The 21548-nt window shown below is 69.3% G+C and carries 14 protein-coding genes; 9 read left to right on the top strand and 5 right to left on the bottom strand.

Annotated elements, in window-relative coordinates; genetic code table 11:
• Window positions 1-15: 15 nt before the first annotated feature.
• The 4 genes from VFO26_RS07460 to VFO26_RS07445 form a co-directional block, all read right to left on the bottom strand.
• Entirely contained in the window at window positions 16-1401 is a 1386-nt protein-coding gene (locus VFO26_RS07460; protein WP_325114295.1) for a hypothetical protein, read from the bottom strand.
• A gap of 187 nt (window positions 1402-1588) precedes the next feature.
• The gene (locus tag VFO26_RS07455) at window positions 1589-3394 is read right to left on the bottom strand and encodes a prealbumin-like fold domain-containing protein (protein ID WP_325114294.1); all 1806 of its coding nucleotides are present in this window, start codon (window positions 3392-3394) and stop codon (window positions 1589-1591) included.
• Between the two features lie 273 nt (window positions 3395-3667).
• Window positions 3668-4492, bottom strand: a complete 825-nt coding sequence (locus VFO26_RS07450; RefSeq protein WP_325114293.1) for a hypothetical protein — start codon at window positions 4490-4492, stop codon at window positions 3668-3670.
• Window positions 4489-5031: a hypothetical protein gene (locus tag VFO26_RS07445; protein ID WP_325114292.1), complete on the bottom strand. Its 543-nt coding sequence runs from the start codon at window positions 5029-5031 to the stop codon at window positions 4489-4491. The genes VFO26_RS07450 and VFO26_RS07445 overlap by 4 nt, the downstream gene beginning before the upstream one ends.
• 109 nt (window positions 5032-5140) lie before the next feature.
• On the opposite strand from VFO26_RS07445, the gene VFO26_RS07440 reads away from it, so the two are divergent.
• From VFO26_RS07440 to VFO26_RS07400, 9 genes are all read left to right on the top strand, one after another.
• Window positions 5141-7942: a BTAD domain-containing putative transcriptional regulator gene (locus VFO26_RS07440; protein WP_325114291.1), complete on the top strand. Its 2802-nt coding sequence runs from the start codon at window positions 5141-5143 to the stop codon at window positions 7940-7942.
• Between the two features lie 291 nt (window positions 7943-8233).
• Complete coding sequence (locus VFO26_RS07435; RefSeq protein WP_325114290.1) at window positions 8234-9337, top strand: hypothetical protein; 1104 nt, start codon at window positions 8234-8236, stop codon at window positions 9335-9337.
• A 175-nt stretch (window positions 9338-9512) separates the two neighbouring features.
• On the top strand, window positions 9513-11129 hold the full coding sequence (locus tag VFO26_RS07430) for an ABC transporter substrate-binding protein (RefSeq protein ID WP_325114289.1): 1617 nt from the start codon (window positions 9513-9515) through the stop codon (window positions 11127-11129).
• A 99-nt stretch (window positions 11130-11228) separates the two neighbouring features.
• Window positions 11229-11549 carry a hypothetical protein gene (locus tag VFO26_RS07425; RefSeq protein WP_325114288.1) on the top strand — a complete coding sequence of 107 codons (321 nt, stop codon included), beginning with the start codon at window positions 11229-11231 and terminating at the stop codon, window positions 11547-11549.
• Between the two features lie 48 nt (window positions 11550-11597).
• Window positions 11598-14147, top strand: coding sequence for an ATP-binding protein (locus tag VFO26_RS07420; protein WP_325114287.1), 2550 nt, complete (start codon window positions 11598-11600; stop codon window positions 14145-14147).
• Between the two features lie 59 nt (window positions 14148-14206).
• Window positions 14207-16840: an ATP-binding protein gene (locus VFO26_RS07415; protein ID WP_325114286.1), complete on the top strand. Its 2634-nt coding sequence runs from the start codon at window positions 14207-14209 to the stop codon at window positions 16838-16840.
• Between the two features lie 291 nt (window positions 16841-17131).
• Window positions 17132-17593: a hypothetical protein gene (locus VFO26_RS07410; protein ID WP_325114285.1), complete on the top strand. Its 462-nt coding sequence runs from the start codon at window positions 17132-17134 to the stop codon at window positions 17591-17593.
• 42 nt (window positions 17594-17635) lie between these two features.
• On the top strand, window positions 17636-18490 hold the full coding sequence (locus tag VFO26_RS07405; protein WP_325114284.1) for a hypothetical protein: 855 nt from the start codon (window positions 17636-17638) through the stop codon (window positions 18488-18490).
• Between the two features lie 9 nt (window positions 18491-18499).
• Entirely contained in the window at window positions 18500-19867 is a 1368-nt protein-coding gene (locus VFO26_RS07400) for a pyridoxal phosphate-dependent decarboxylase family protein (protein WP_325114283.1), read from the top strand.
• Between the two features lie 25 nt (window positions 19868-19892).
• Here the strand turns inward: VFO26_RS07400 and acs are convergent.
• Window positions 19893-21548: acetate--CoA ligase (gene acs, locus VFO26_RS07395; RefSeq protein ID WP_325114282.1), on the bottom strand; the 1656-nt coding region annotated here is incomplete at its 5' end.

Here is a 21548-nt window from a genome sequence, read left to right as displayed (position 1 = left end):
GTTGTGCGACCGCGGCTACTGCACACGCCTGAAGGTCACCGCTCCGGTCAGGTAGCCGGTGATCGTCTGGTGTGCCTCGTCGTCGACGGGATGGCCGATTGCCGCGAAGGAGACGCTTCCGCCGACGGGTGTCGAGAGCAGTCGCTTCTCGGCGAGGTCGTCGAGCTGACCGAGGATGCCGGGCTTCCATGCCTGCTCGGCGAGCACCCAGCCACCGAACGCGGGGAAGGGCGAGAGCTCTACTGTGTCGACGAGACCGCACGAGCGAAATGGCGAGGCGGGCGGTGAGTTCGTGTGGACGGTCAGGAGCAGCGTCACCGGCTTCCGCGCCGGCACGACGTAGACGGGGACAGGGTCCGAGAACGTGACCTTGCGCGCGCCGCAGTCCTCGTCGAGCAATGGAGCACAGCGGAACTCGAACGAGCCGCCCGAAGCCCGGACGGAGACGCTTCCCGCCAGCGGTCCCTGGACAAAACGGCTGGTCCGGATGCGCGAGGTGCCCGTGTAGCCCGTCGGGAACGTGTCACCGACCCAGAAAGAGCTCGGAGTGCTCTTCCACGACATGGTCGTCGTCTCCGCGCCGTTGCAGGCCGCCCCGTACTCGTCCTGCGTCCACGTCCTCTTCAGCTGCCAGCGAGCCGTCGCAGTGACGAGAAAGCAGGCGCGCTTCTTCGTCGACCACCACACCGGGAAGGTCGTCGCACACGTCGGGCTCGCGCCACCGACCGTATGGCCTCGCGCGAGACGTGCGCTCGGCGTGCGCTGCAACTTGCGGGCGACCGGGGTGAACACGATGCGGACGGCTCCCTCGGTGTAGGTGGCCTGCTTCCCGTTGGCGAGGTCCTGTCTCGTTGACGCGAGGTCTTTCGTGGTGCCCGCAAGGGAGATCGTGAAGCCGGCACCGCGGCTCAGCTGGGCAAGCGGCGGGCTCGGCGCGCCCCTCACGCCTCGACCGAATCTGAACTCGCCAAGCAGAACTCCTGCATCGCTGACCGACCCCCGGACGAGACTCGTGCCGAGACGGCCGGCGACCGGAACCGGGTGTATCTGCGTCCCACAGCTGTGCGTGCTGCCTTCTGCGGGCCCACGCTGGTAGGCGGCAAGACGCAGTGACGGCTCGAGCCGCTTTCCCCGGACGACGTCGCGCCCTGGGAGGTAGTAGAGCGCATCGATCTCGAGTTCGGCCCTGAGCGTTTCCGTGAGCTTCTCTGCGCAGAACTGCCCGTTCGCGTGATCCCAGCGGGCCGTGGTCGTCCCGGTCCGGCGTCCCCCGAGCCGCACGTAGCCAGTTGCCTTCGAGGATGCGATGCGAACACCCTGATACTGCTCGGTCCACTCGACCGTTCCGTCGTAGGGATTGCAGTACGGGGCGCAGCCGCCGTCGATCCATGTCGTCTTCACCCGAGCCGTGACGGTGACGTTGTAGAACTTGGGAGACGCCGGACTCGACGGCGCGCCCCACGCGGGAGACGCCGGGGCGGCCAAGAGCGCAGCCGTGAGCGCCGGCACTGCACGGAGGGCGCAGAGCGATCGTGAGTACGGTCGGCGACGTCTCCTCACAGGCTCGCACTTCTTCGCTTGTCCTTCACTACGGAGCCGCGTCGATTAGTGCGGGGTCGAACCGCGCAATGACCGGATAGAAGGCGCCGAGGTAGTCGGGCGCGGTGCCGGCCTCGAATACCGCCCAGAGATCGCCGTTCCCGTCGAACTCGAGCTCCTCGACTCCGGGGCCGAAGCCGAACGTGGTGACGACCGGCGACGCCGTACGAGTCAGCGTGCCCGACGTCGATGTGGAGGACGAGACCCACAACGCGCCCCCGTGGAAAGCGGCACCCTGCGCCTTGTTCGCCACGGTGAGCTTCGTGGCTGCGAAGCCTGCCTGAAGTGGTTGCGGCTTGCCGAGCCACTGGTTCAGGTACGCGACAGAGAACTCGTACATCGCCGACGGCCCATTCTTCTCGTACGTGCCGATCCACATGAACCCGGAGCTGCCGTTGGCAAGGAAAGACGCTTGGAGCGGTTGCTTGAGCTTGATCCGCTGCGGAGCGGGCGCGTTGTCAGCGAACAGGGAGCTGCGCTCCAGTCGCCAGAGGTCGTTCGTATCCGCGAGCCACAGGCCGCCCTGGCCGTCGAGCGCCAGTCCACCGCCGTGCCCGAGCCCGGACAGCTTACGGGTTGCCAGAAGCGCCCCTGTGTCCAGATTCACCTGAAGTATTCGAACCTCGTCGGGACCGTCCTTGAAGTAGCCGGACACCAACGCGGTGCGTCCCTCGATGGCTAGGCCTTGCGGAACGAACGAGCCGACGAGGGGGTTCACCGTCGGCACCCAGACGCCTTCGCAGGCGGCATCGGCGTTCGGGAAGACGGAGAGCGCTCGAACCATCGGGGGCGAGCCGACGATCTCGGCGTACTCGAGACCATCGCAAGTGCGCTTGTTCGTGAAGGTGCACGTCACCGTTTGCCACTTGGCGAGCCTGATGGTCGCCGTGGCGCCGGAGCCCACGGAATCGCCGTTCTCGTCCTCGCACGCGATCGAGTCGAGGGTCCATCCCGGGGTCGCCTGCTCGGTCACCGAGTAGACGCCCTGCGGTAGGTCAGCGCCGCTCGAGAGGACGCCGTCATCTCCGATTGTCCCACTGACGTCGCCGATGAACTGGAACGTCGCTGTCGAGCCGTCTGGAATCGTCTGCTTCACAATCACGATGCGCGTCTGCTCGCACGCGTCTCCGAACTCGTCCTCGTCGCCGTTCTCCTGCGACGGGTTGAAAACGTCGACGCAGTTGTCGCTCGTATCGGGCACGCCGTCGAAATCGCGATCGGGTGCGCGCGTGAGCCTCCAGGCTGACGTGCCTTCCGTGATCACCGAGTTGAACAGCGGCCGGCCGCCCACTCCCGTGATCGTCTCGGTTCCGTTTGGATACGTTCGATCGGCCAGAGGAGAGACGCCAACGTCGAGGAACGGCGGTGCAACGGTTTGCCCCTCGCTCCAGCTGCCGGACGAGCCTGGGCACGTATAGGTGCCGTGCAACGTGAACTCGGGGTAGGGCGAAGTGCCCCGGACGATGATCCCGAAGTTCGGCCCGCCGACCGTCGGCAACGCGATCGTGGTGAACCGGACCCGGAGCTCCCCGGGGGGAGCGGATCCCGACGCCTGGTGAAGCGTGCAGGTTCCGTTGCTGTACGGGCCGCTGGTGGCCGTCGCTCCAAGGTGGCGCGCGGTCTGGATCCACTCCGTTCCGGCCGGCGCCTGCGACACGATTTCGTCCACCCGACCGTCGAAGTACCACTTGACGCTCGCGCTCGCCGCAGGCCCGGTTCCGGCAAGGGTGATCGTTCCGGTCCACCCCTGCGGTGGCTCGGCACGGGCGGGAGCAGCTGCGATACCGACGACCACCAGGACGACGAGGGTGACGACTATCGAGAATGGCCGACCCCGATGTGGGATTGAACAAGGCCGGATGGTCGGTTCCTGACCCGAACGTCGTTCCGCGCAATGCATAGATGCTGTTCCCCAGCAGCTCAGCCGACGCCGCATGCTGTTCACCCTCCGTTCGGATTGCACGCCACTCCCTTTGGTTCGCCGTGACGACCGCAGGCATCGTCGCGGAGCTCGTTCAACGCGCGTTCAACGACCGCTCACCCGCCCCCGAGGGCCGTCCATCTCGTCTCAGCCGTGCGCTTTGAACGTGAAGCTGATCCGACCGGTGGTCGTCACCGTCACAGACGACGCCCCGGCCACCTGACGCGTGCCCGCAAGGCTTGCGCCGAGGGTCACCGGCTTGCCGGCCGTGAGAGTCGAGACCGGCGCGGGATGCTGGAAGATCCCGCCCTGCTTTCGCGGCGGGGCCGACCATAGCCGGATATAGCCCACCGCGCCGACCGGGAACGACGCGTAGTTCCAGAGCTCCGGCCACGTACCGACGAGAGTCGTCTGTGCCTCGTTGAACCACACGACACGCTGGAACACGCCTCGGAGCCCGAACAGCGCCCCGTCTGCGACCGGCGCTCCCAGGCTGCCACATGTCGGCGGCAGCGTCGGCGGGACTCCGAGCGGATAGATGCGCGCGTCGAGAAAGTACGGCGCGCGAACCGGCTTCGTCGGCATACGAAAGGACCCGATCGCAACGCGCGCGGTCGCCCGGAAATCCATCGGGCCACGGAGCTCCTTGCCGTAGTCGAAGGAGCATCCTCGAGCGTCGGTTCCTGCGAGTCGAACCGCGTACGTGCCCGGCGCTGACGACCCCGGCCAAGGGGTCACGTCGACCGTGTCCCGCCGCGCATTCCACCCGACCGACACCCGGGTCGAGTACCGGAGCCGACCTGTGCTCCGAGCATCGAGCGAGCCCGTGGGGTCCGTCACCGTCATCGTCCAGTCCGCCGTGACGACGACGGTGTACGGATGCTCGGCCGCGCCGGCCGGGGCTGCCGTTCCCCAAGCCGTCGCGAGGCAGATCGATGCACAGGCGGCAGCGACGACGACTGTCGGTCTCATGTGCACCTGACCGTTACGCGGGTGACGCCGACGCCGCGGATCCGGCGGTTGACGGGGATCACGTCGTCGCCGACGCCGGTGTTCTCGACCGGCAACCCCATCGGGACGACGTTCTTGCAGTAGCGACTCGTTAGCCTCACGCTGACGAGCACGACCTTTCCCACCGGGTTCCGCCGTGGGATGAGGACGTTGCAGAACGTGATGCTTCCGCCGGTGGCGTTGCAGGAGTTCGTCGGGTTCGCGACCCGTGGAAGCTCGGCCGCGATCTTGCAGAACTTCCTCGAGGACCCGGCGACGCGTACGCAGGCTCTTGTCCAGTTCAGCGGTACCGAGCCGAGATCGGACTCGAACACGAACGTCACCTGGTACCGCGCCGACGCCGGGGTGGCGCTCCATGCGGACCCGACGACCATCGCGCTCGCGGCGATGGACGAAACGGTGACGGCCGTTGCGACCGAGCGAACACGCGCGCGTCGCCAGCCGCTCGTCACTGCCAACCGCATCTCGGCTCGAGTCGGCTGGATCGGGCTAGGACGCATGTCGACCGAGTCTGGCGGGAGTCGTTCAACAACCGCTCAACAGCGGTGGTGGCGACTTTGCGCCGATCGATGCATACTCCGCCTGGGGGAACGCGGCAAAGGGGTTGCGGTGGAGTTCCGGATGCTGGGGCCGATCGAGGTCGTCGGTGACGCTGGGCCCGTACGGCTCGGCGGAGAGAACGCCCGGGCGATTCTCGCCGCGCTGATGTTGCAGCGCGGCCGTGGCGTCTCGAGCGAGTCTCTCGTGCACGCCGTGTGGCAGCGCCCTCCGGCCACCGCGGGCCACGCTGTCGCCGTGTACGTGTCGCGGCTCCGTCAGGCGCTTGCGACCGCCGGCGCGGACCGTGAGCGGATCGTGACCCGGGGGGCGGGGTACGCGCTCGAGATCGAGCCGGAAGAGCTCGACCTCGAGCTCTTTCGCGCGGCCGCGACGCGGGGCCGCGAAGCACTCGGCAGGCGCGACTGGGCGACCGCGTGGACCACTCTCGACGACGCGCTCGGGATGTGGCGCGCCACGCCGCTCGCGTGTTTGACGACGAGCCCGCTCATCGACGCCCGGTTCGAGCTCGACGAGGAACGTCTGTCCGTTGTCGAGGACCGGTTCCACGCGGGGCTCGAGCTCGGTCTCCATCACGACCTCGTCTCCGACCTCCGATCGCTGACTCGCGAGCACCCCGAGCGCGAGCGAGCGTGGTCCGCGCTCATGCTCGCGCTCTACCGCTCGGGCCGTCAGGGTGAGGCTCTCGAGGTCTTCCTCGAGGCGCGCAGGCAACTCGACACCAGCTTTGGCATCGAGCCCGGCCCGGCACTGCGCGAGCTCCAGCGGCAGATTCTCGACCAGGATTCCTCGCTCGAGCTTCCCATCGATCGCGCCGAGTCGATCTCTCTCCCGGCGCCGCCGTCGTCGTTCATCGGGCGCGAGAACGATCTGAACGACGCGGCCGCGTTGCTCTCCGAGCCCGACGTACGGCTAGTGACGATCGTCGGGCCGGGTGGAATCGGGAAGACGCGCTTCTCGATCGAGCTCGCTCGAAGGCTGGCCCACCGCTTCCCCGACGGCGTCGCTTGGGTCGCTCTCGACGCAGTTGACGACGCGACGCGCGTGCCAGAGGAAATCGCTGTGTCCGTGCTGGGCGGCCCCGCCGGCGACCCTCTTGACGCATTGAGCGGCGCGCTTCGGGGGAAACGCACGCTGCTCCTTCTCGACTGCTTCGAGCATGTCATCGACGCAGCTACGGACGTCCACCGGCTGCTCGCGCGCATTCCGGCCCTGCGGATGGTGGTGACGAGTCGCGAGCGGCTCGGATTGAGCGGTGAACAGCTGTTCTGGCTTCCACCGTTGACGCAAGACGATGCGGCTGCGCTGTTCCGCGCCCGCAGGCGGGCGGTGTCGAGAGCAACACCGCCGGACGACGAGGTCCTCGAGGAGGTCTGCGAACGGCTCGATCGGCTGCCGCTCGCGATCGAGCTCGTCGCGTCACAGCTCGAGACGCGGACCCGCGACGAGCTGTTCGCCACGCTGGAGCGGTCGCTGGACGTCGACGGTCGCCGGGACCCCCCTCTACGCCATCGCACGCTCCGGACGACGCTCGACTGGTCGTTCACGCTTCTCGACGAGGACGAGCGACGCGTGCTGCGACACCTCTCGGTCTTCGCAGGGGGCTTCACGCCAGAGGGGGCAGAGGCGGTGACAGGAGCGACGCACGCCCGGATCGACCGGCTGGAGAAGAAGAGCCTCGTCACGAGGCACGACGCACCAGGCCGCTACCGCCTCCTCGACACGGTTCGCGCATATGCGACCGAGCGACTCGAAGAGTGCGGTGAGTCGGTCCTCGTGGGGGATCGTCACGCCGCGTGGTACGCGGATCTCGGGCGTGCCCTCGAGCCCAAGACCTGGGACGGCGCGTCGGTGTCCGGCCACGCGATTTTCGACGCCGAGCTTCCAAACTTTCGGCTCGCCCTCCACCACGCTGTCGAAAACGACGACGGCCGGATGGCCGCAGTGCTCGTCCGGTCGTTGGCGCCGTATCTCTACGCGAAGGTCTCGGCGCCGGACGGGCGCAAGATCGCCCGCTCGACGCTGTCGCTCCCCGGGGCCGATGCGGTCGACCGCGGGCACGTCCTGTACTACGACGCGGCCATCTCGATGGACATGGGACTCGCGGACGAGACCCGAGCGGCGCTCGCAGAAGCGGAAGAGCTGTTCGCGGGCACCGGCGATGCGCACGGTCTGTCGATGGTCGAGAACCTGCGTTGCTTCCACGAGGCAACGGTGGGCAACTACTCGGAAGCGTATGTGGCGGGCGAGCGCGCGTGCGCCTACGCGCGAGATGCAGGCTCGGACGGGCTCGAGGGGCTGGCACGGAGTCATCTTGCTTTCGCCCTGCTGGGACTCGGCACAGCAGGGCCGGTATTGGACGAAGCAGCGATTCTCCGCTGCGTGGAGTTGACTCGGTCGGCCATACGACGAGCCGAGGACTCGGGGAACCCCTACGCACTCGTGATGGCGCACGGCAACATCGTGTGCCCGCTCCTGGAACTAGGCGAGCTGAACCGAGCGCTCACACACGTCAGGCGAGTCGTCGAGCTCCACCTCGCCCACGCCTTCCGGCTTCCCTATGTGCTCGTCGATGCGGCAGATGCGGCCTCGCGCATGGGCCAGCACGGGACGGCGATCCGGCTCCTCTCCGCGGGCCTCGAGGACCTGACGCGAAACGCAGTGGCGCTGCACGCATACACGGCAACGCGCATCGATGCGATCCGCGCCGACGCGCGCGCGGCGCTCGGCGCCGAGGCATTCGCCACTGCCGAGCACGCCGGAAAGGCCCTGACCGTCGCCGATGCCCTGGAGCTCGCGCTCACGCTCGACATGACCTCCGACGCGTCCACCGGCAGCGGCGCGTACGCATGATCGACAGGGCCGATCCGACGACCGTCGCGCGACGTGTCGGCGAGCCGACACTCCAGGCGTGGGCGCGGACAACGACGCGTCGATCGCGGTCATGCATCCCGCGGGCAGGGCCGGGTGTCGGGGACGAGCGGCGCGAATCGCCGTTGAACCATTGTTGAGCCCCGTCGGCGACCATCAGGCCAACGTGGTGTCGCACTTCACTCAACCGGCCCCGATGTCCGAGCGGGTGCGTTGATCCACTCGCATCGCCATCGGGTTCCGGTCGACGACCCGCACCGGCGGGGGCGTCCAGTGTCGAGCCGCGCCAGCGGCGGCGCCCTCGGGCTGATGTGCGCGCTGGCCGCCGCTGTGGTCGGTCTCTCGTCGCCGGCATCCGCCCCGGCGGAGGGAGACGAAGACGCCACGTTCGCGGTGCTGGTCGCCAATAGGACGGAGTCGATCCTGCTCGGTATCCCCGAACTGACGCGAACGCCACTTCGACCGTCGACCGTCCGCGCAGACGCGCAGGTGACCCAGGGCGGCGTGCCGGTCCGTCCGAGCGGCGCGACCTGCGTGGCGTCGTTCGCCGACGACGAGCGATACGGCGTTCGGCGCTATTCGGGCTACGTCGCCCTTGGCGCTGCTCGGTGCTACTACAGCTTCAACAACGCCCGCTATCGAGGCAAGATGCTCCGCGGCGAGATCGCCGTCGTCGCCGGAGGCAAGCGGATCTCGAAGGAGTTCTCGGTGCGCATCGGGTCCGGGAACGCGCTCGAGAAAGCGGTCGGCGCAACGGTGGACCGGGGCGTCGCCACGAAGCCCAGGCCCTCGGCGACCACCGAGTGGCGCGGCACGGTGCACGTCGAAGAATCGGACGGCACACCGGGCAAGCCGCCGGGACACAGGTCGCTCGACATCCGCTTGACGGTCCTACCGGGCGCCACCAAGACCGATGCGCTCGGCTGGACGCAACCCGTCACCTGGATCGCGACCTACTCGTCGTCGAGGTACGCCGACCCCCCGTGCACCGACGCGACGGGCAGCCCGGTTCCCAGCGATGTCGGCGAGCGAACCGTCGTTCGCGGCCGCACCGGCGAGCGCCCCGGGTCGAACGCGAGGGACTACCCGCGCGTCGGCGTCCACTGGAGCGCGACGCGATCGCAGTGGGTGATCTCGCTCAGCTTCTTCGGCGGCGGCGGCGGAGGGATGAGGCTGCCCCTGGTGACCAAGACCAGCAAGAACTGCGGCAAGACGTGGATCACCTACACCGGGACCCCAGGCCTGCAGAACCTCACGATCCGCGCCGAGGGGACACCGGCGAGCACGGCGCTGAAGGGCAGGGGAACGCCGACGGGGTTCTACAACGCCAGCGATACGTCGGTGACCTGGGACCTGGCCCTGGGGCAGGCCAAGTGAGTCACGAGGCGAGCTGTGGCGGGCCGTTGCGTTCTCGTGCGCGATGTTGCATAGTCGCGTGGCCCGAGGGATGTGACGACCCGGGAGCCGGGGGGCTTCGGGGACATCCTCAGGGCAGGCGGCACGCCGTCGGTGTGCGAACCGAGGGCGACAATTCGACACCAGGAGGGACCCCATGCGGCGGATGGTCTCGGCTCTCTCGCTCCTAGCCGGACTCGGGTTGCTCGCGGCGGCGTTCCTCGCTGCCCCTGCGGCGAGACCGGCGACCGAGGAGCGCGTGCTCCGGCTCAACGTCAACTCCACGGACATCACCTACCTCGACCCTGCACTCAACTACGACTTCTACGGCTGGCGGCTGGAGGCGGCGACGTGCGCGATGCTCCTCGGCTATCCGGACAAGGCCGGGCGGGCGGGCGCGAGGCTCTATCCCGAGGTCGCACGCTCCTTCCCGAAGATCTCGGGGAACGGCAAGACATACACGTTCCAGCTGCGGAGCGGCTTCCGGTTCTCCGACGGCTCCCCGGTCACGGCGGCGAGCTACGCCCGCGCGATCGAGCGGGCCCTGAGCCCGAAGATGCAGTCTCCCGCGGCGACATTCGTGAGCGACATCGTCGGAGCAGACAAGGTGCTGGCCGGCAAAGCCGCACGTCCCTCCGGCGTGATCGCGAACGGCAACACGCTCACCGTGCGCCTCACGAAGGTGGCCCCGGACTTCCTCTCGCGGATCGCGATGCCGTTCTTCTGCGCGATCCCGCCGAACCTGCCGATCGACCCGCAGGGTGTGAACGAGCCTCCGGGCGCGGGGCCCTACTACATCTCGAGCAAGCAGAAGGGGTCGCAGATCGTCCTGCGCAAGAACCCCTACTACGGCGGCAACCGGAAGCAGACCTGGGACGTCATCCGCGTCGTCGTGGAGATGGGCGAGCAGGCGAGCTACCTCCAGGTGCGAAAGGGCGAGGCGGACCTCGACCTCTACTCGTTGCCCACCGCGGCGCACACACAGCTGACAAAGGAGTTCGGCATCAACAAGGGCCGGTACTTCGTCTATCCGTCGAACTCGATCGGCTACTTCGCGCTCAACACGTCGCGCGGGATCTTCAAGGACGTCAGGGCGCGCCAGGCGGTCGCGTTTGCCGTGGACCGGCCGGCCCTGACGCGGCTCGCCGGGCTCAATGCCGGGACGCCGAACGAGCAGATCCTGCCGCCCGGTATCCCCGGCTACCGCGACGCGAAGATCTATCCCGTCGGCCGCCCGAACATCGCAAGGGCGAAGGCGCTCCTCGGCGGCAAGACCGGCAAGGTCGTCATGTACACGACGAACGACCAGCTCGGAGTCAACACCGGCCAGCTCGTGCAGGCGAACCTGAAGGCGATCGGCCTCGACGTCGAGGTCAAGCCCTACACCTTCGCGGTGCTGATCGACAAGACGGGGACGCGAGGGGAGCCCTTCGACCTGATGTCGATCGGCTGGTTCGCCGACTACCCCGATCCCTACGACTTCATCAACATCCTGCTCGACGGCCGAACCATCGCGCCGAAGAACAACGTCAACGTGTCGTACTTCAACCAGGCCGCGTACCAACGGAAGATGGACGCGGCCGCGCGCCTCTCCGGCGACGCGCGCTACCGGGCGTACGGAACCCTCGATATCGACATCACCCGGAACCAGTCTCCTCTCGTGATCACCTACAACCAGAACGTGCGCGAGTTCATCTCCACGAAGGTCGGCTGCCCGACGTACTCCTTCGCCTGGGGCGGCCTCAACATCGTGCTGCTCTGCCCGAAGCGGTAACCAGCACCCGGATACCGCGACCGGCGCCGCTCGGGGGACGGCGCCGGTCGCGGTTGGCCGGTCCTTGACTGCGTACGCTATCTCTGGCATATTCGATGCATGTCCGAGGACGAGGATCCCGAGCCCTTCACCATTCCGCTGCCGCCCGGGTTCCCGCCGCCTCCGGGCGCCGGCGACGTGATGTTCATCCGCACCGGCGGCACGGAGGGGAAGGAGCACGAGGACATCATGTTCCGGCGCGTTCCCCGCGAGGTCGGGATGCGCTACCGGGCCGCCGCGGGTGGTCGGGGGATGACGCACGCGCAGTACCTGACGGCGCTCGTCGAGCTCCACGCGCGGGTTCGCGCGCTCGCGGACGCGGGCGACGAGAAGGCCCGCGAGACGCTCGAGGAGCTCGGGCTGCAGACCGTCGCCGTCTGAACGGGCGGACGTTGCAGCCGCGGGGCAGCCGCGGGACAATCGCGCATCGTGATCGAGCAACCGTCCGGGACGGTGACGTTGGTGTTCACCGACATCGAGGGCTCAACCCGGCTGCTCGAAGACCTCGGGGTCGACGCCTACCGAGATGCTCTTGCCGACCACCGCCGCACCGTGCGCGACGCGTGCGTGCGCTTCGACGGCTACGAGGTCGACTTCGAAGGAGACGCGTTCTTCTATGCCTTCGCCACAGCCCAAGCTGCCGTCAGCGCCGTCAGTGAGGCGATGACCGGGCTCGACGGCGGCCCGATCCGGATCCGCGTCGGGATCCACACCGGCGAGCCAGCACTCGACCCACCCAAGTACGTCGGGATCGACGTCCACCGCGCCGCCCGCATCATGAGCGCCGCCCACGGTGGCCAGGTCGTGCTCTCGCGGGAGGCCGCCGAGTGGCTCGACGGCGAGGTCGAGCTGACGGACCTGGGCGAGCACCGCTTCAAGGACATCGGAGCCCCGGAACGGATCTATCAGCTCGGTGCGGGTCAGCACCCACCGCTCAAGTCGCTCTATCGCATCACGCTTCCCGTTCCCGCGACGCCGTTCCTCGGTCGCGAGCGCGAGTTGGCCGCGGTCCTCGAACGCCTCGCCGACCCCGGCGTGGGCGTGCTCACCCTCACGGGCCCCGGGGGGACGGGCAAGACCCGTCTCGCGCTTCAGTCCGCCGCTCGAGCATCGGACGACTTCCCCGACGGCGTCACATGGGTCGGGCTGGCGCCGCTCCGCGATCCCACGCTCGTCGTACCGGCGATCGCCCAAGCTCTCGATCTGCGCGAGCAGTCCGAGCGATCGCCGATCGAAGTGGTCGCCGACGCGCTGCTCGGGAAGAAGGTGCTCGTGCTGGTAGACAACGCCGAGCATCTCCTTCCGGAGGTCGCGCTGCAGCTCGCCGAGCTCACCGCCGCCTGCCCTACTCTGCGCCTCCTCGTCACGAGCCGAGAGCGACTGCGAATCGCCGCGGAGACGATGTGGCCGGTGCCCACCCTGTCCGACGCGGACAGCCTCGACCTGTTCACGCAACGCGCTCGCAGGGTCCAGCCAGGCTTCGAGCCGACGCCGGACGTTTCAGACATCTGCATGGCGCTCGACCATCTCCCGCTCGCGATCGAGCTCGCCGCCGCTCGCGTCGGAGCGCTCTCACCGGCTGCTCTGCTCGAGCGACTCGGCCGACGGCTCGAGCTCCTTCGACACGGGTCCCGTGACGCGGAGGCACGCCAGCGCACGCTCGAGGCGACCATCTCGTGGTCGTACGACCTGCTCGCCGCGGACGAGCAGCTAGCGCTCCGTGGCCTTTCCGTGTTTGCCGGCGGCTGCACACTCGAGGACGCAGCCCATGTGGCGGGAGCCGACCTCGAGACGATCGAACAGCTTCTCGACAAGAGTCTCGTCCGCCATCGATTCGAGCACAATCGCGACCGCTACTGGATGCTCGAGACGATTCGGGAGTTCGCCGCCTCCCGGCTCGAGCACTGCGGTGAGAACGACTCCGTCATGGCTGCGTACCGCGCGCATTTCGCGACGGTCTACGGCCGCGGCTGGACAGCCGCACGTGCGCTCGAGGACGACGCGGTCGCGGTGCTCGACGCCGAGTTCGACAACGCTCGAAGCGCTTACGCGAGCGCGATCGAGCACGGCGACCTCCCGAATGCGGTCGGCCTGCTCCTGGGCCTTCGTCTCGCGTGGGCGCGGCGAGGCCTCAACCGGGAGGCACTCGTCGGCGCGAGGCGCTACCTCACGCTCGAACGATCCCACGCTCCCGCGGAGCTCATCATCGAAGGGGATGCGGTGGCCGCGGAGATCCTCTGGGCTTCGGGCGATAGCGCGGAGGCGCGGGTTCTGCTCGTGGACTGCCTCGCCCGAGCTCGCGCGACGCCGAGCGTCCGCCTTCGATTTCGGGACATCGAGGCGAGCGGTCGCACCGGAGCGCTCCTCGCCGACATCGCGATGGTCGAGGCAGACGAGGGGGCATTCGCGGATGCCCGCGCGCACGCGGCCGAGGCGCTGGAAATACGACAGGCGGAGGGTGATGGGCGCGGTATCGCGCATGCGTTCAACTCCCTCGCGGCTATCGAGACGGCCGCGGGGCGATTCGATCAGGCAATCGCCTACGTCCGCGAGTCGCTCGACGTTCTGGAGCAGCTCGATTCGCCCGAAGCCCCGCTCTTCTACGTCGGTCTCGCGGAGGCGTACTCGCGGAACGGCGACGTCGATGTCGCGCGAGAGCTGCTTGTCCGCCACATGCTGGATCCGACGATCACGGTTGACGCCGAGTTCCGGCTCTACGCGCTGACGGTCGCCGTCCAGGCCCTCGTCGCGGACGGTCGCTACGCGGACGCGTCGGCGCTCGCGAGCACCCTCGAGACGATGCTCGAGGACACGGGCTTCGTGCTCCCGTCATGGGACCGCAAGCTCGTCGCCGCAGCGCTCGCGGTGGCCGAAGCCCAGCATCCGCGTGGGGCGGATGCGCCCATGGATCCCGAGCGCGCACTGGAGGTCGCATGGCGCGCGCTCGGGGAGGATTCGCGGGCCGGCCGCGCAATCTGATCCGCCTGCATCGGTTTCCGTGCGTTGCGGGCGCGCGCCGACATCACGAGAATCCGGCCGTGACTGCGGTGGCCCAACCGTCGGGGACGGTGACGTTGGTGTTCACGGACATCGAGGGCTCCACGCGGCTGCTCGATGAGCTCGGCCTCGACGCGTACCGGGACGCGCTCGCGGAGCACCGGCGGATCGTCCGAGAGGGGTGCGCGCGTCACGACGGGTACGAGGTCGACTACGAGGGCGACGCCTTCTTCTACGCCTTCGGCTCTGCGCAGGGCGCAGTCTCCGCCATCAGCGAAGCGATGAGCGAGCTCGACGGCGGCCCGATCCGGATCCGCGTCGGGATCCACACCGGCGAGCCAGCACTCGACCCACCCAAGTACGTCGGGATCGACGTTCACCGCGCCGCCCGCATCATGAGCGCCGCCCACGGCGGCCAAGTCGTCCTCTCCCCGACCACCGTGACGCTCCTCGAGCCCGGCTCGGTCGCGCTGAAGGAGCTCGGCCAACACCGGCTCAAGGACCTGTCCACTCCGATCGCGCTGCACCAACTCCAGCTCGACGGCTACCCCACCGACTTCCCGCCACTCAAGACCCTCTACCGCTCCAACCTGCCCGTCCCCGCAACCCCGTTCCTCGGCCGAGAAACCGAGCTGCGTACGGTCGTCGAACGACTGACCCACCCCGACACCCGCCTCCTCACCCTCACAGGGCCCGGCGGCACCGGCAAGACCCGACTTGCGTTGCAGGCCGCCGCCGACGCGGCAGACCACTATCCCGACGGCATCACCTGGGTTTCGCTCGCGCCCCTCCGCGACGTCGCGCTGGTCGTGCCCGCGATCGCAGAGGCGCTCGGGATCCGCGAACAACCCGGCGAGGACCTCGCCTCGACCCTCGCGACCACGTTGAGTGGGCGGAAGGCACTGCTCGTCCTCGACAACGCAGAGCACCTTCTTCCGAAGGCGGCGCACGATGTCGCCGATCTACTCACCGCCTGCCCGACCATGCGGGCACTCGTCACGAGTCGCGAGAGGCTGCGAATCGGCAGCGAGTCGGCCTGGCCGGTGCCGCCACTCTCTGCGGACGACGGCGGGCGGCTCTTCGTCGAGCGGGCGCGCGTTCGAGGTATCGAGATCGAGGCCGACGAGACCGTCGGCCGTCTCTGCCGCCGACTCGACGAGCTGCCGCTTGCGATCGAGCTCGCCGCGGCCCGGACCGGCGTGCTCTCCCCGACGGCGATTCTGGAGCGTCTCGACGGGCGTCTCGACGTTCTGTCGAATCGAGACCATGACGTCGACGAGCGCCAGCGCACGCTGGAAGCGACCATCGCCTGGTCCTACGACCTCCTCGTTGCGGAAGAGCAACGCGCTCTTCGTGCCCTCGCCATGTTTCCCGGCGGCTGCACGCTCGGCGCGGCGCGATGCGTCGCCGGCACCGACCTCGACGTGATCGAGTCGCTCCTCGACAAGAGCCTTGTGCGTCACCGTCCCGACGACGCGGGCGGAGATCGCTACTGGATGCTCGAGACGATCCGTGAGTACGCGCATGCCCGTCTCCTCGAGTACGCGAGCGAGGCGGACGCCGTATTCGAGCGGTTCTACGCGTGGCTCGGCGACGTAGTCGGCGAGATCGACGAGTACTGGGTCGATCGAGATCAGCTTCAGTGGTTCGGGACGCTCGCACGGGAGCGCCCGAACCTGCTCCATGCGCTCGCCGCCTGCCGAGCCCGCGGACGAGTCGATGACGCGCTCCGCCTCCTCCTCGCGGCGGGCGACTTCGTCGACTCTCGGGGCCCGTACGGGGTCTTCCTCGACCTGATCGACAAGTGTCCGACCGACGATCAGTCGCTCCGGGCGAGGGCGCTCATACTTCGGCTTCGCCTGCTGCTGCGGCTCGGCCGGTTCGTCGATGCGTCCGCGGCCGCACGCGGCGCGGCTCGCGTCGACGACGCGGCGGTGGAAAGCCAAATTCTCTCGCATCGTGCCTTCGCGATTCTCCAGAGGGGCGACGACGGCACCGCGCTCTCACATGCGACGAAGGCGCTCGAGCTCGCGCGCCTCGTCGCCGCTCCGCGGGCGCTGGGCGACGCCCTCAACGTCTTGGGTCTCGCCTTGATCACGACGGGTGACGTTGACAGTGGACTCGATCGGCTCCGTGAGTCAATCGTCGTCTGGGAGGAGATCGGGGACCTTCGCAACATCTCCGTCGCGCGTGGGAACGAGGCCGTCGGGCTGCTCGCAGCGCGACGACCTGTCGAGGCATGCACCCTCATGCGCGAAGACCTCGCTTTCGGGCAGGGACTCGACGACCCGTACCTCATCGTCACGGCGCTCGCCAATCTGGCGATTGCGCTCGCGGCGGCCGGCGACATCGCCGGGGCGCGATCGTGCCTGCAAGAGGCGGTCGACTACGAGTCCGAGCAGTTCGACGAGCTCCTGGAGGTCGAGGCTCCGCTGGTTCTGGCACTCGTGTCGGTGCAGGAAGGGGAGCCGGAGCGCGCGATCGCGCTGTGGTCGGCGGGACAGAAGCGCGGGGGAGAGATCGGGTACTCCGTCGGTCCGGAGCTCACCCCCTACCTCGAGGATCGGCTCGAGCCGCTGCGCGCTCTCGAGGGCTTCGCGGCCGCATGGGAGGAGGGCACACGACTCTCCCCCGGCGAGGCGATCCAGCTCGGGTTGCGTCCGCCGGACGACTGATTGCGAACGCCTGACCGTTCTCGCCGAGCGCCGGGGCAAGTCGCCGGCGCTCCGCCAGCAGATGAAGGCGTAGTTCAGCGCCGGGTCGGGGAACTCGATCGCGCTGTCGCTCGCGTTCGAGACCGAGCCCCGCGGCCGGCGGCCGCGGGACGGAGCCCGCGTAGTACCACGACGCCGTGGAGCTCCACTCGACGATCCGAGAGCGTGCAGACGCGGGCGACGAGGCTAGGACGGCGCTCGAGCACCTCGGGTTGCAGACAGTCGGCGTGTGACGCTCTAGAGTCGCCACCCATGACCGCCGGGTGTGTCGCGCCCGTCATCGTCGCGCTCGCGCTCGGCACGGCGCTCACTGCCGTAGACGACGGGGCAGCGGCAGGGGGACCCACGGGCCGCATCTACTTCCTGAGCTGGCGCGACGCGACCGAGAACGAGGCCCGCGCGTATCGGGGGCTGGAGATCTACTCGATGCGCCCAGACGGCGGTGACGTACGACGGCTGACCCGAAACCGCGTGGGCGACCTCTGGCCGCGCGCCTCGCGCAACGGGAAGCGCATCGCCTTCGTGCGGCAGGCTCCACCGCGTCGGCGGCCGGAGATCTGGACGATGAACGTGGATGGTTCCGGTGCCCGGCGGATCGGTCCGATCGGGCTCGGGGAGTCACCGACCTGGGCCCCCGGACGGCAACCGCATCGCGTTCGTCTCGGCCTGACGACGAACTTCGTCGACGACCACTCGGCTCACTGGGGGCGCTGAGTCACGGGGCGACGCGAGAGGCGAGGCGCCCAGGGCGAGGCGGTGGTCACCTGGGTGCTGTGGGCCGCCGTTCTGCTCGCGATCCTGGCCACCTACTGGCGGCTTGCGCCGGCGGAGACCTATCACGTGTCGCGCGACGGAATCGTCGGCGGGCTCTCGCGGGTCGTCGTCGAGCTGAACTTCCCCGTCTCGCTCGTCGCGATCGCCCTCGTTCTCATGGCGATGTCGGCGCTCCCGACGTCGGCCTGGTGGGCCGGGGGCCCTGCGATCGCGCTCTGCGCCGTCACCGCCTGGCCGGGGGTCGTCGACGAGGACGACCTCGACGCACGCTGGGCGAATGCTGTCCCGGCGCTCGGTGTCTTGCTCGCGCTCGCGCTGACGGGCGTCGCCGCCCGGAGGGCGGGCACCGCCTTCGCGCGGCGGCTGTCGCTCGACGTCGTCCGGGTCGTGATCGCCGCGGCCGGGCTCCTCGTCTCGATCCCTTGGCTCGCCGCCGAGCTCGGCGTCTTCCTCCCGGACGGCGTCTTCCTGATGGAGCGCGTGGTGACGGAGCCCGACGGACGCGAGCTCGCCGCGGTCCACCTGGGTCACCACCATGGGCTCGACGGGACGGTCCTCGTCCTGAGCGCGCTCCTCCTCTCTCGCCCGCGGCTCCGGCCGGGCGGGCTCGAGCACGTGACGCGCGCGTACGTGTCCGTCGCCTTCGCCTACGGCGCGGTCAACCTGGCGGAGGACCTGTGGCACGAGCAGGTCGTCAAGCGAGGCTGGGCCGAGTGGAAGATCCCCTCCGCGCTCCACCCGACCCTCAGCCCGCTTTGGCTGGTGATCCTCGTGGTGGCGGCGTGCGTCGCGATCGCGCTGCGCCACGAGGCGATGAGCGCAGACACGCCGACGTAGACTCGCGCGATGTCCGAGAGAGAGGTCCTCGCCCGTGCGGCTGCGATCGCCGCCGACTACGTCGAGAGCCTCGGTACGCGTCCGGTCGGGCCTGCGCGGACCTACCGGGAGATGCTCGCCGTGCTCGACGAGCCGCTCCCGGAGGGCCCCTCCGATCCAGGCGGGGTCGTCGGAGAGCTCGCCCGTGTCGCCGACGAGGGCATCACGGCGATGGGCTCCGGGCGCTACTTCGGCTTCGTGATCGGTGGAGCGCTCCCGGCGTCGCTGGCGGCCGACTGGCTCGTCTCGGCCTGGGACCAGAACGCGTGTCTCGCCGAGCCGACGCCGGCGGCGGCCGCGCTCGAGGCGGTCGCGGGACGCTGGGTGCTCGAGCTGCTCGGGCTTCCTTCGCACTCGTCGTTCGGGTTCGTGACCGGGTGCCAGATGGCGCACGTGACGTGCCTCGCCGCCGCGCGCCATTCGGTCTATGCGCGCTCGGGCTGGAACCTGCCCGAGCAGGGACTGTCGGGAGCTCCGCCGCTCAGGGTCGTCGTCGGCGACAAGCGCCACGTCACGGTCACGCGCGCGCTCCGGCTCCTCGGGATCGGCAGGGCGCAGGAGGTCGTCGTCCCGACCGACCGCGAGGGTCGCATCGTCGTCTCCGAGCTTGCGCCCGCGCTCGACCCGTCGATCCCGACGATCGTCTGCGCCCAGGCCGGCGAAGTGAACACCGGCGCGTTCGACGACCTCTCCGCGATCGTCGAGCTCGCGGCGACGGCGAAGGCCTGGGTCCACGTGGACGGCGCCTTCGGGCTGTGGGCGGCGACGAGCCCCTCGCTCTCGCATCTCCTCCGGGGACACGAGCGGGCCGACTCGTGGGCCACCGACGCGCACAAGTGGCTGAACGTCCCCTACGACTGCGGCATCGCGATCTGTGCGCATCCCGCCGACCACCAGGCCGCGCTGGAGTACGCGGCCCCGTACCTCCACGTCGCCGACCACGCCGCGGTTCGCGACCCGATGGGCTATAGCCCGGAGTTCTCGCGGCGCGCGCGCTCGGCGCCCGTCTGGGCGGCGATCCGCCAGCTCGGCCGCAGCGGTGTCCGGGACGTCGTCGAGCGGAGTTGCCGCCACGCACGGCGGTTTGCAGAGCAGGTCGCCGCGCTGCCGGGCGGCGAGGTGCTGAACGAGGTCGTGCTCAACCAGGTGCTCTTCCGGTTCGCGGACGACGAGTCCACGCGAGACGCGGTCGCCACGGTGCAGGCGAGCGGAGAGGCCTGGATGAGCGGCACGGTCTGGGAGGGACGTGCGGCGATCCGCCTGTCGGTCTCCAACTGGCGGACGACCGAGGCGGACATCGACCGGACGGTCGCGGCGTTCGCTGCTGCGGTCGGCTGAGCTCCGGTCGCTCCGCGAGCCTCGTCTAGGCGTCGTCGGCGGCAGCCGACGATGCGCGTTCGGCGATCTCCGAGACGACCGCCGGGTCGGCGAGCGTCGTCGTGTCCCCGAGCGGGCGGTTCTCGGCCACGTCGCGCAGCAGCCGGCGCATGATCTTCCCCGATCGCGTCTTCGGAAGCTCGGGTGTGAAGACGATGTTGGCCGGCTTGGCGATCGGCCCGATCTTGTGGGAGACGTGGTCGCGGAGCTCCTCGAGCATCTCGACCGAGCCCCCTTCGCTGCCCTTCAGCGTGACGTAGGCGACGATCGCCTGGCCCGTCGTCGCGTCCGAGCGGCCGCAGACGGCGGCCTCGGCGACCCTGGGGTGGTCGACGAGCGCCGACTCGACCTCGATCGTCGAGATGCGATGCCCCGAGACGTTCATCACGTCGTCGACTCGGCCGAGCAGCCAGAAGTCGCCGTCTGCGTCGATCCGTGCCCCGTCACCCGCGAAGTACGAACCCGGGAAACGCTCCCAGTAGGTCGCCCGGTAGCGGCCGTCGTCGCCGAAGATGCCGCGGGTCATCGCCGGCCAGGGCCGCTCGAGCACGAGATAGCCGCCGCCCTGCTCGACGCGCTGGCCCTGCTCGTTCAGCACCGCGGCGGCCACGCCGGGGAACGGCTTGGTGGCGGAGCCGGGCTTCGTGGTCGTGACCCCGGGGAGCGGTGTGATGAGGATCATCCCGGTCTCGGTCTGCCACCAGGTGTCCACGACCGGGCACCGTCCACCGCCGATGTGCTCGTGGTACCAGATCCAGGCCTCGGGGTTGATCGGCTCGCCGACCGAGCCGAGGAGGCGCAGCGAGCCGAGCTCGTGCCCGGCCGCGTGCTCGGGGCCCCACTTCATGTGCGCGCGGATCGCGGTCGGCGCCGTGTAGAGGATCGTCACGCCGTAGCGCTCGACGATCGACCACCAGCGATCCCTGTCCGGGAAGTCGGGGGTCCCCTCGTAGAGCACCGAGGTCGTCGCATTGCAGAGCGGCCCGTAGACGATGTAGCTGTGCCCGGTGATCCAGCCGATGTCGGCGGCGCACCAATAGACGTCGGTCTCGGGCTTCAGGTCGAAGATGTAGTGGTGCGTGGCGGCGACCCCGACGAGGTACCCGGCCGTCGTGTGGACGATGCCCTTCGGCTTGGCCGTGGTGCCCGATGTGTACATCAGGAACAGCAGGTCCTCGCTGCCCATCGGCTCGCACGGGCACGACGCCGGGTCGTCGGAGACCTCCAGCTCGTGGAGCCAGCGGTCCCGCCCGGGCGTCATCGGCACGTCCCCGCCGGTGCGCCGGACGACCAGGCACGAGTGTGCCTTCGGCGCCGCCTCCATCGCCTCGTCCGCGGTGCGCTTCAAGGGCACCGTCGAGCCGCGACGCCAGGCCTCGTCCTGGGTGACGAGCACCTCGCAGCCCATGTCGACCATGCGGCCCGACAGCGAGTCGGCCGAGAACCCGCCGAACACGACGGTGTGGGGAGCGCCGAGGCGGGTACAGGCGAGCATGGCTACGGCCAGCTCCGGGATCATCCCCATGTAGATCGCGACGGGCGTGCCCTTGCGAACCCCGACCTCCCGGAGGGCGTTCGCCATCCGGACGACGTCCCGCTGCAGGTCGGCGTAGGTGATCGTCCGCGTGTCGCCGGGCTCGCC

The sequence above is a fragment of the Gaiella sp. genome, from assembly GCF_035710885.1.
Lineage (GTDB): Bacteria > Actinomycetota > Thermoleophilia > Gaiellales > Gaiellaceae > Gaiella.
This window is presented reverse-complemented; position numbering and strand designations above follow the sequence as displayed.

Excerpts from the sequence above, each read along its gene's own strand:
- VFO26_RS07450 (WP_325114293.1), bottom strand. The coding sequence starts at position 4,492 with ATGAGACCGACAGTCGTCGTCGCTGCCGCCTGTGCATCGATCTGCCTC.
- VFO26_RS07445 (WP_325114292.1), bottom strand. The coding sequence starts at position 5,031 with ATGCGTCCTAGCCCGATCCAGCCGACTCGAGCCGAGATGCGGTTGGCA.
- VFO26_RS07430 (WP_325114289.1), top strand. The coding sequence starts at position 9,513 with ATGCGGCGGATGGTCTCGGCTCTCTCGCTCCTAGCCGGACTCGGGTTG.
- VFO26_RS07425 (WP_325114288.1), top strand. The coding sequence starts at position 11,229 with ATGTCCGAGGACGAGGATCCCGAGCCCTTCACCATTCCGCTGCCGCCC.
- VFO26_RS07410 (WP_325114285.1), top strand. The coding sequence starts at position 17,132 with ATGACCGCCGGGTGTGTCGCGCCCGTCATCGTCGCGCTCGCGCTCGGC.
- VFO26_RS07400 (WP_325114283.1), top strand. The coding sequence starts at position 18,500 with ATGTCCGAGAGAGAGGTCCTCGCCCGTGCGGCTGCGATCGCCGCCGAC.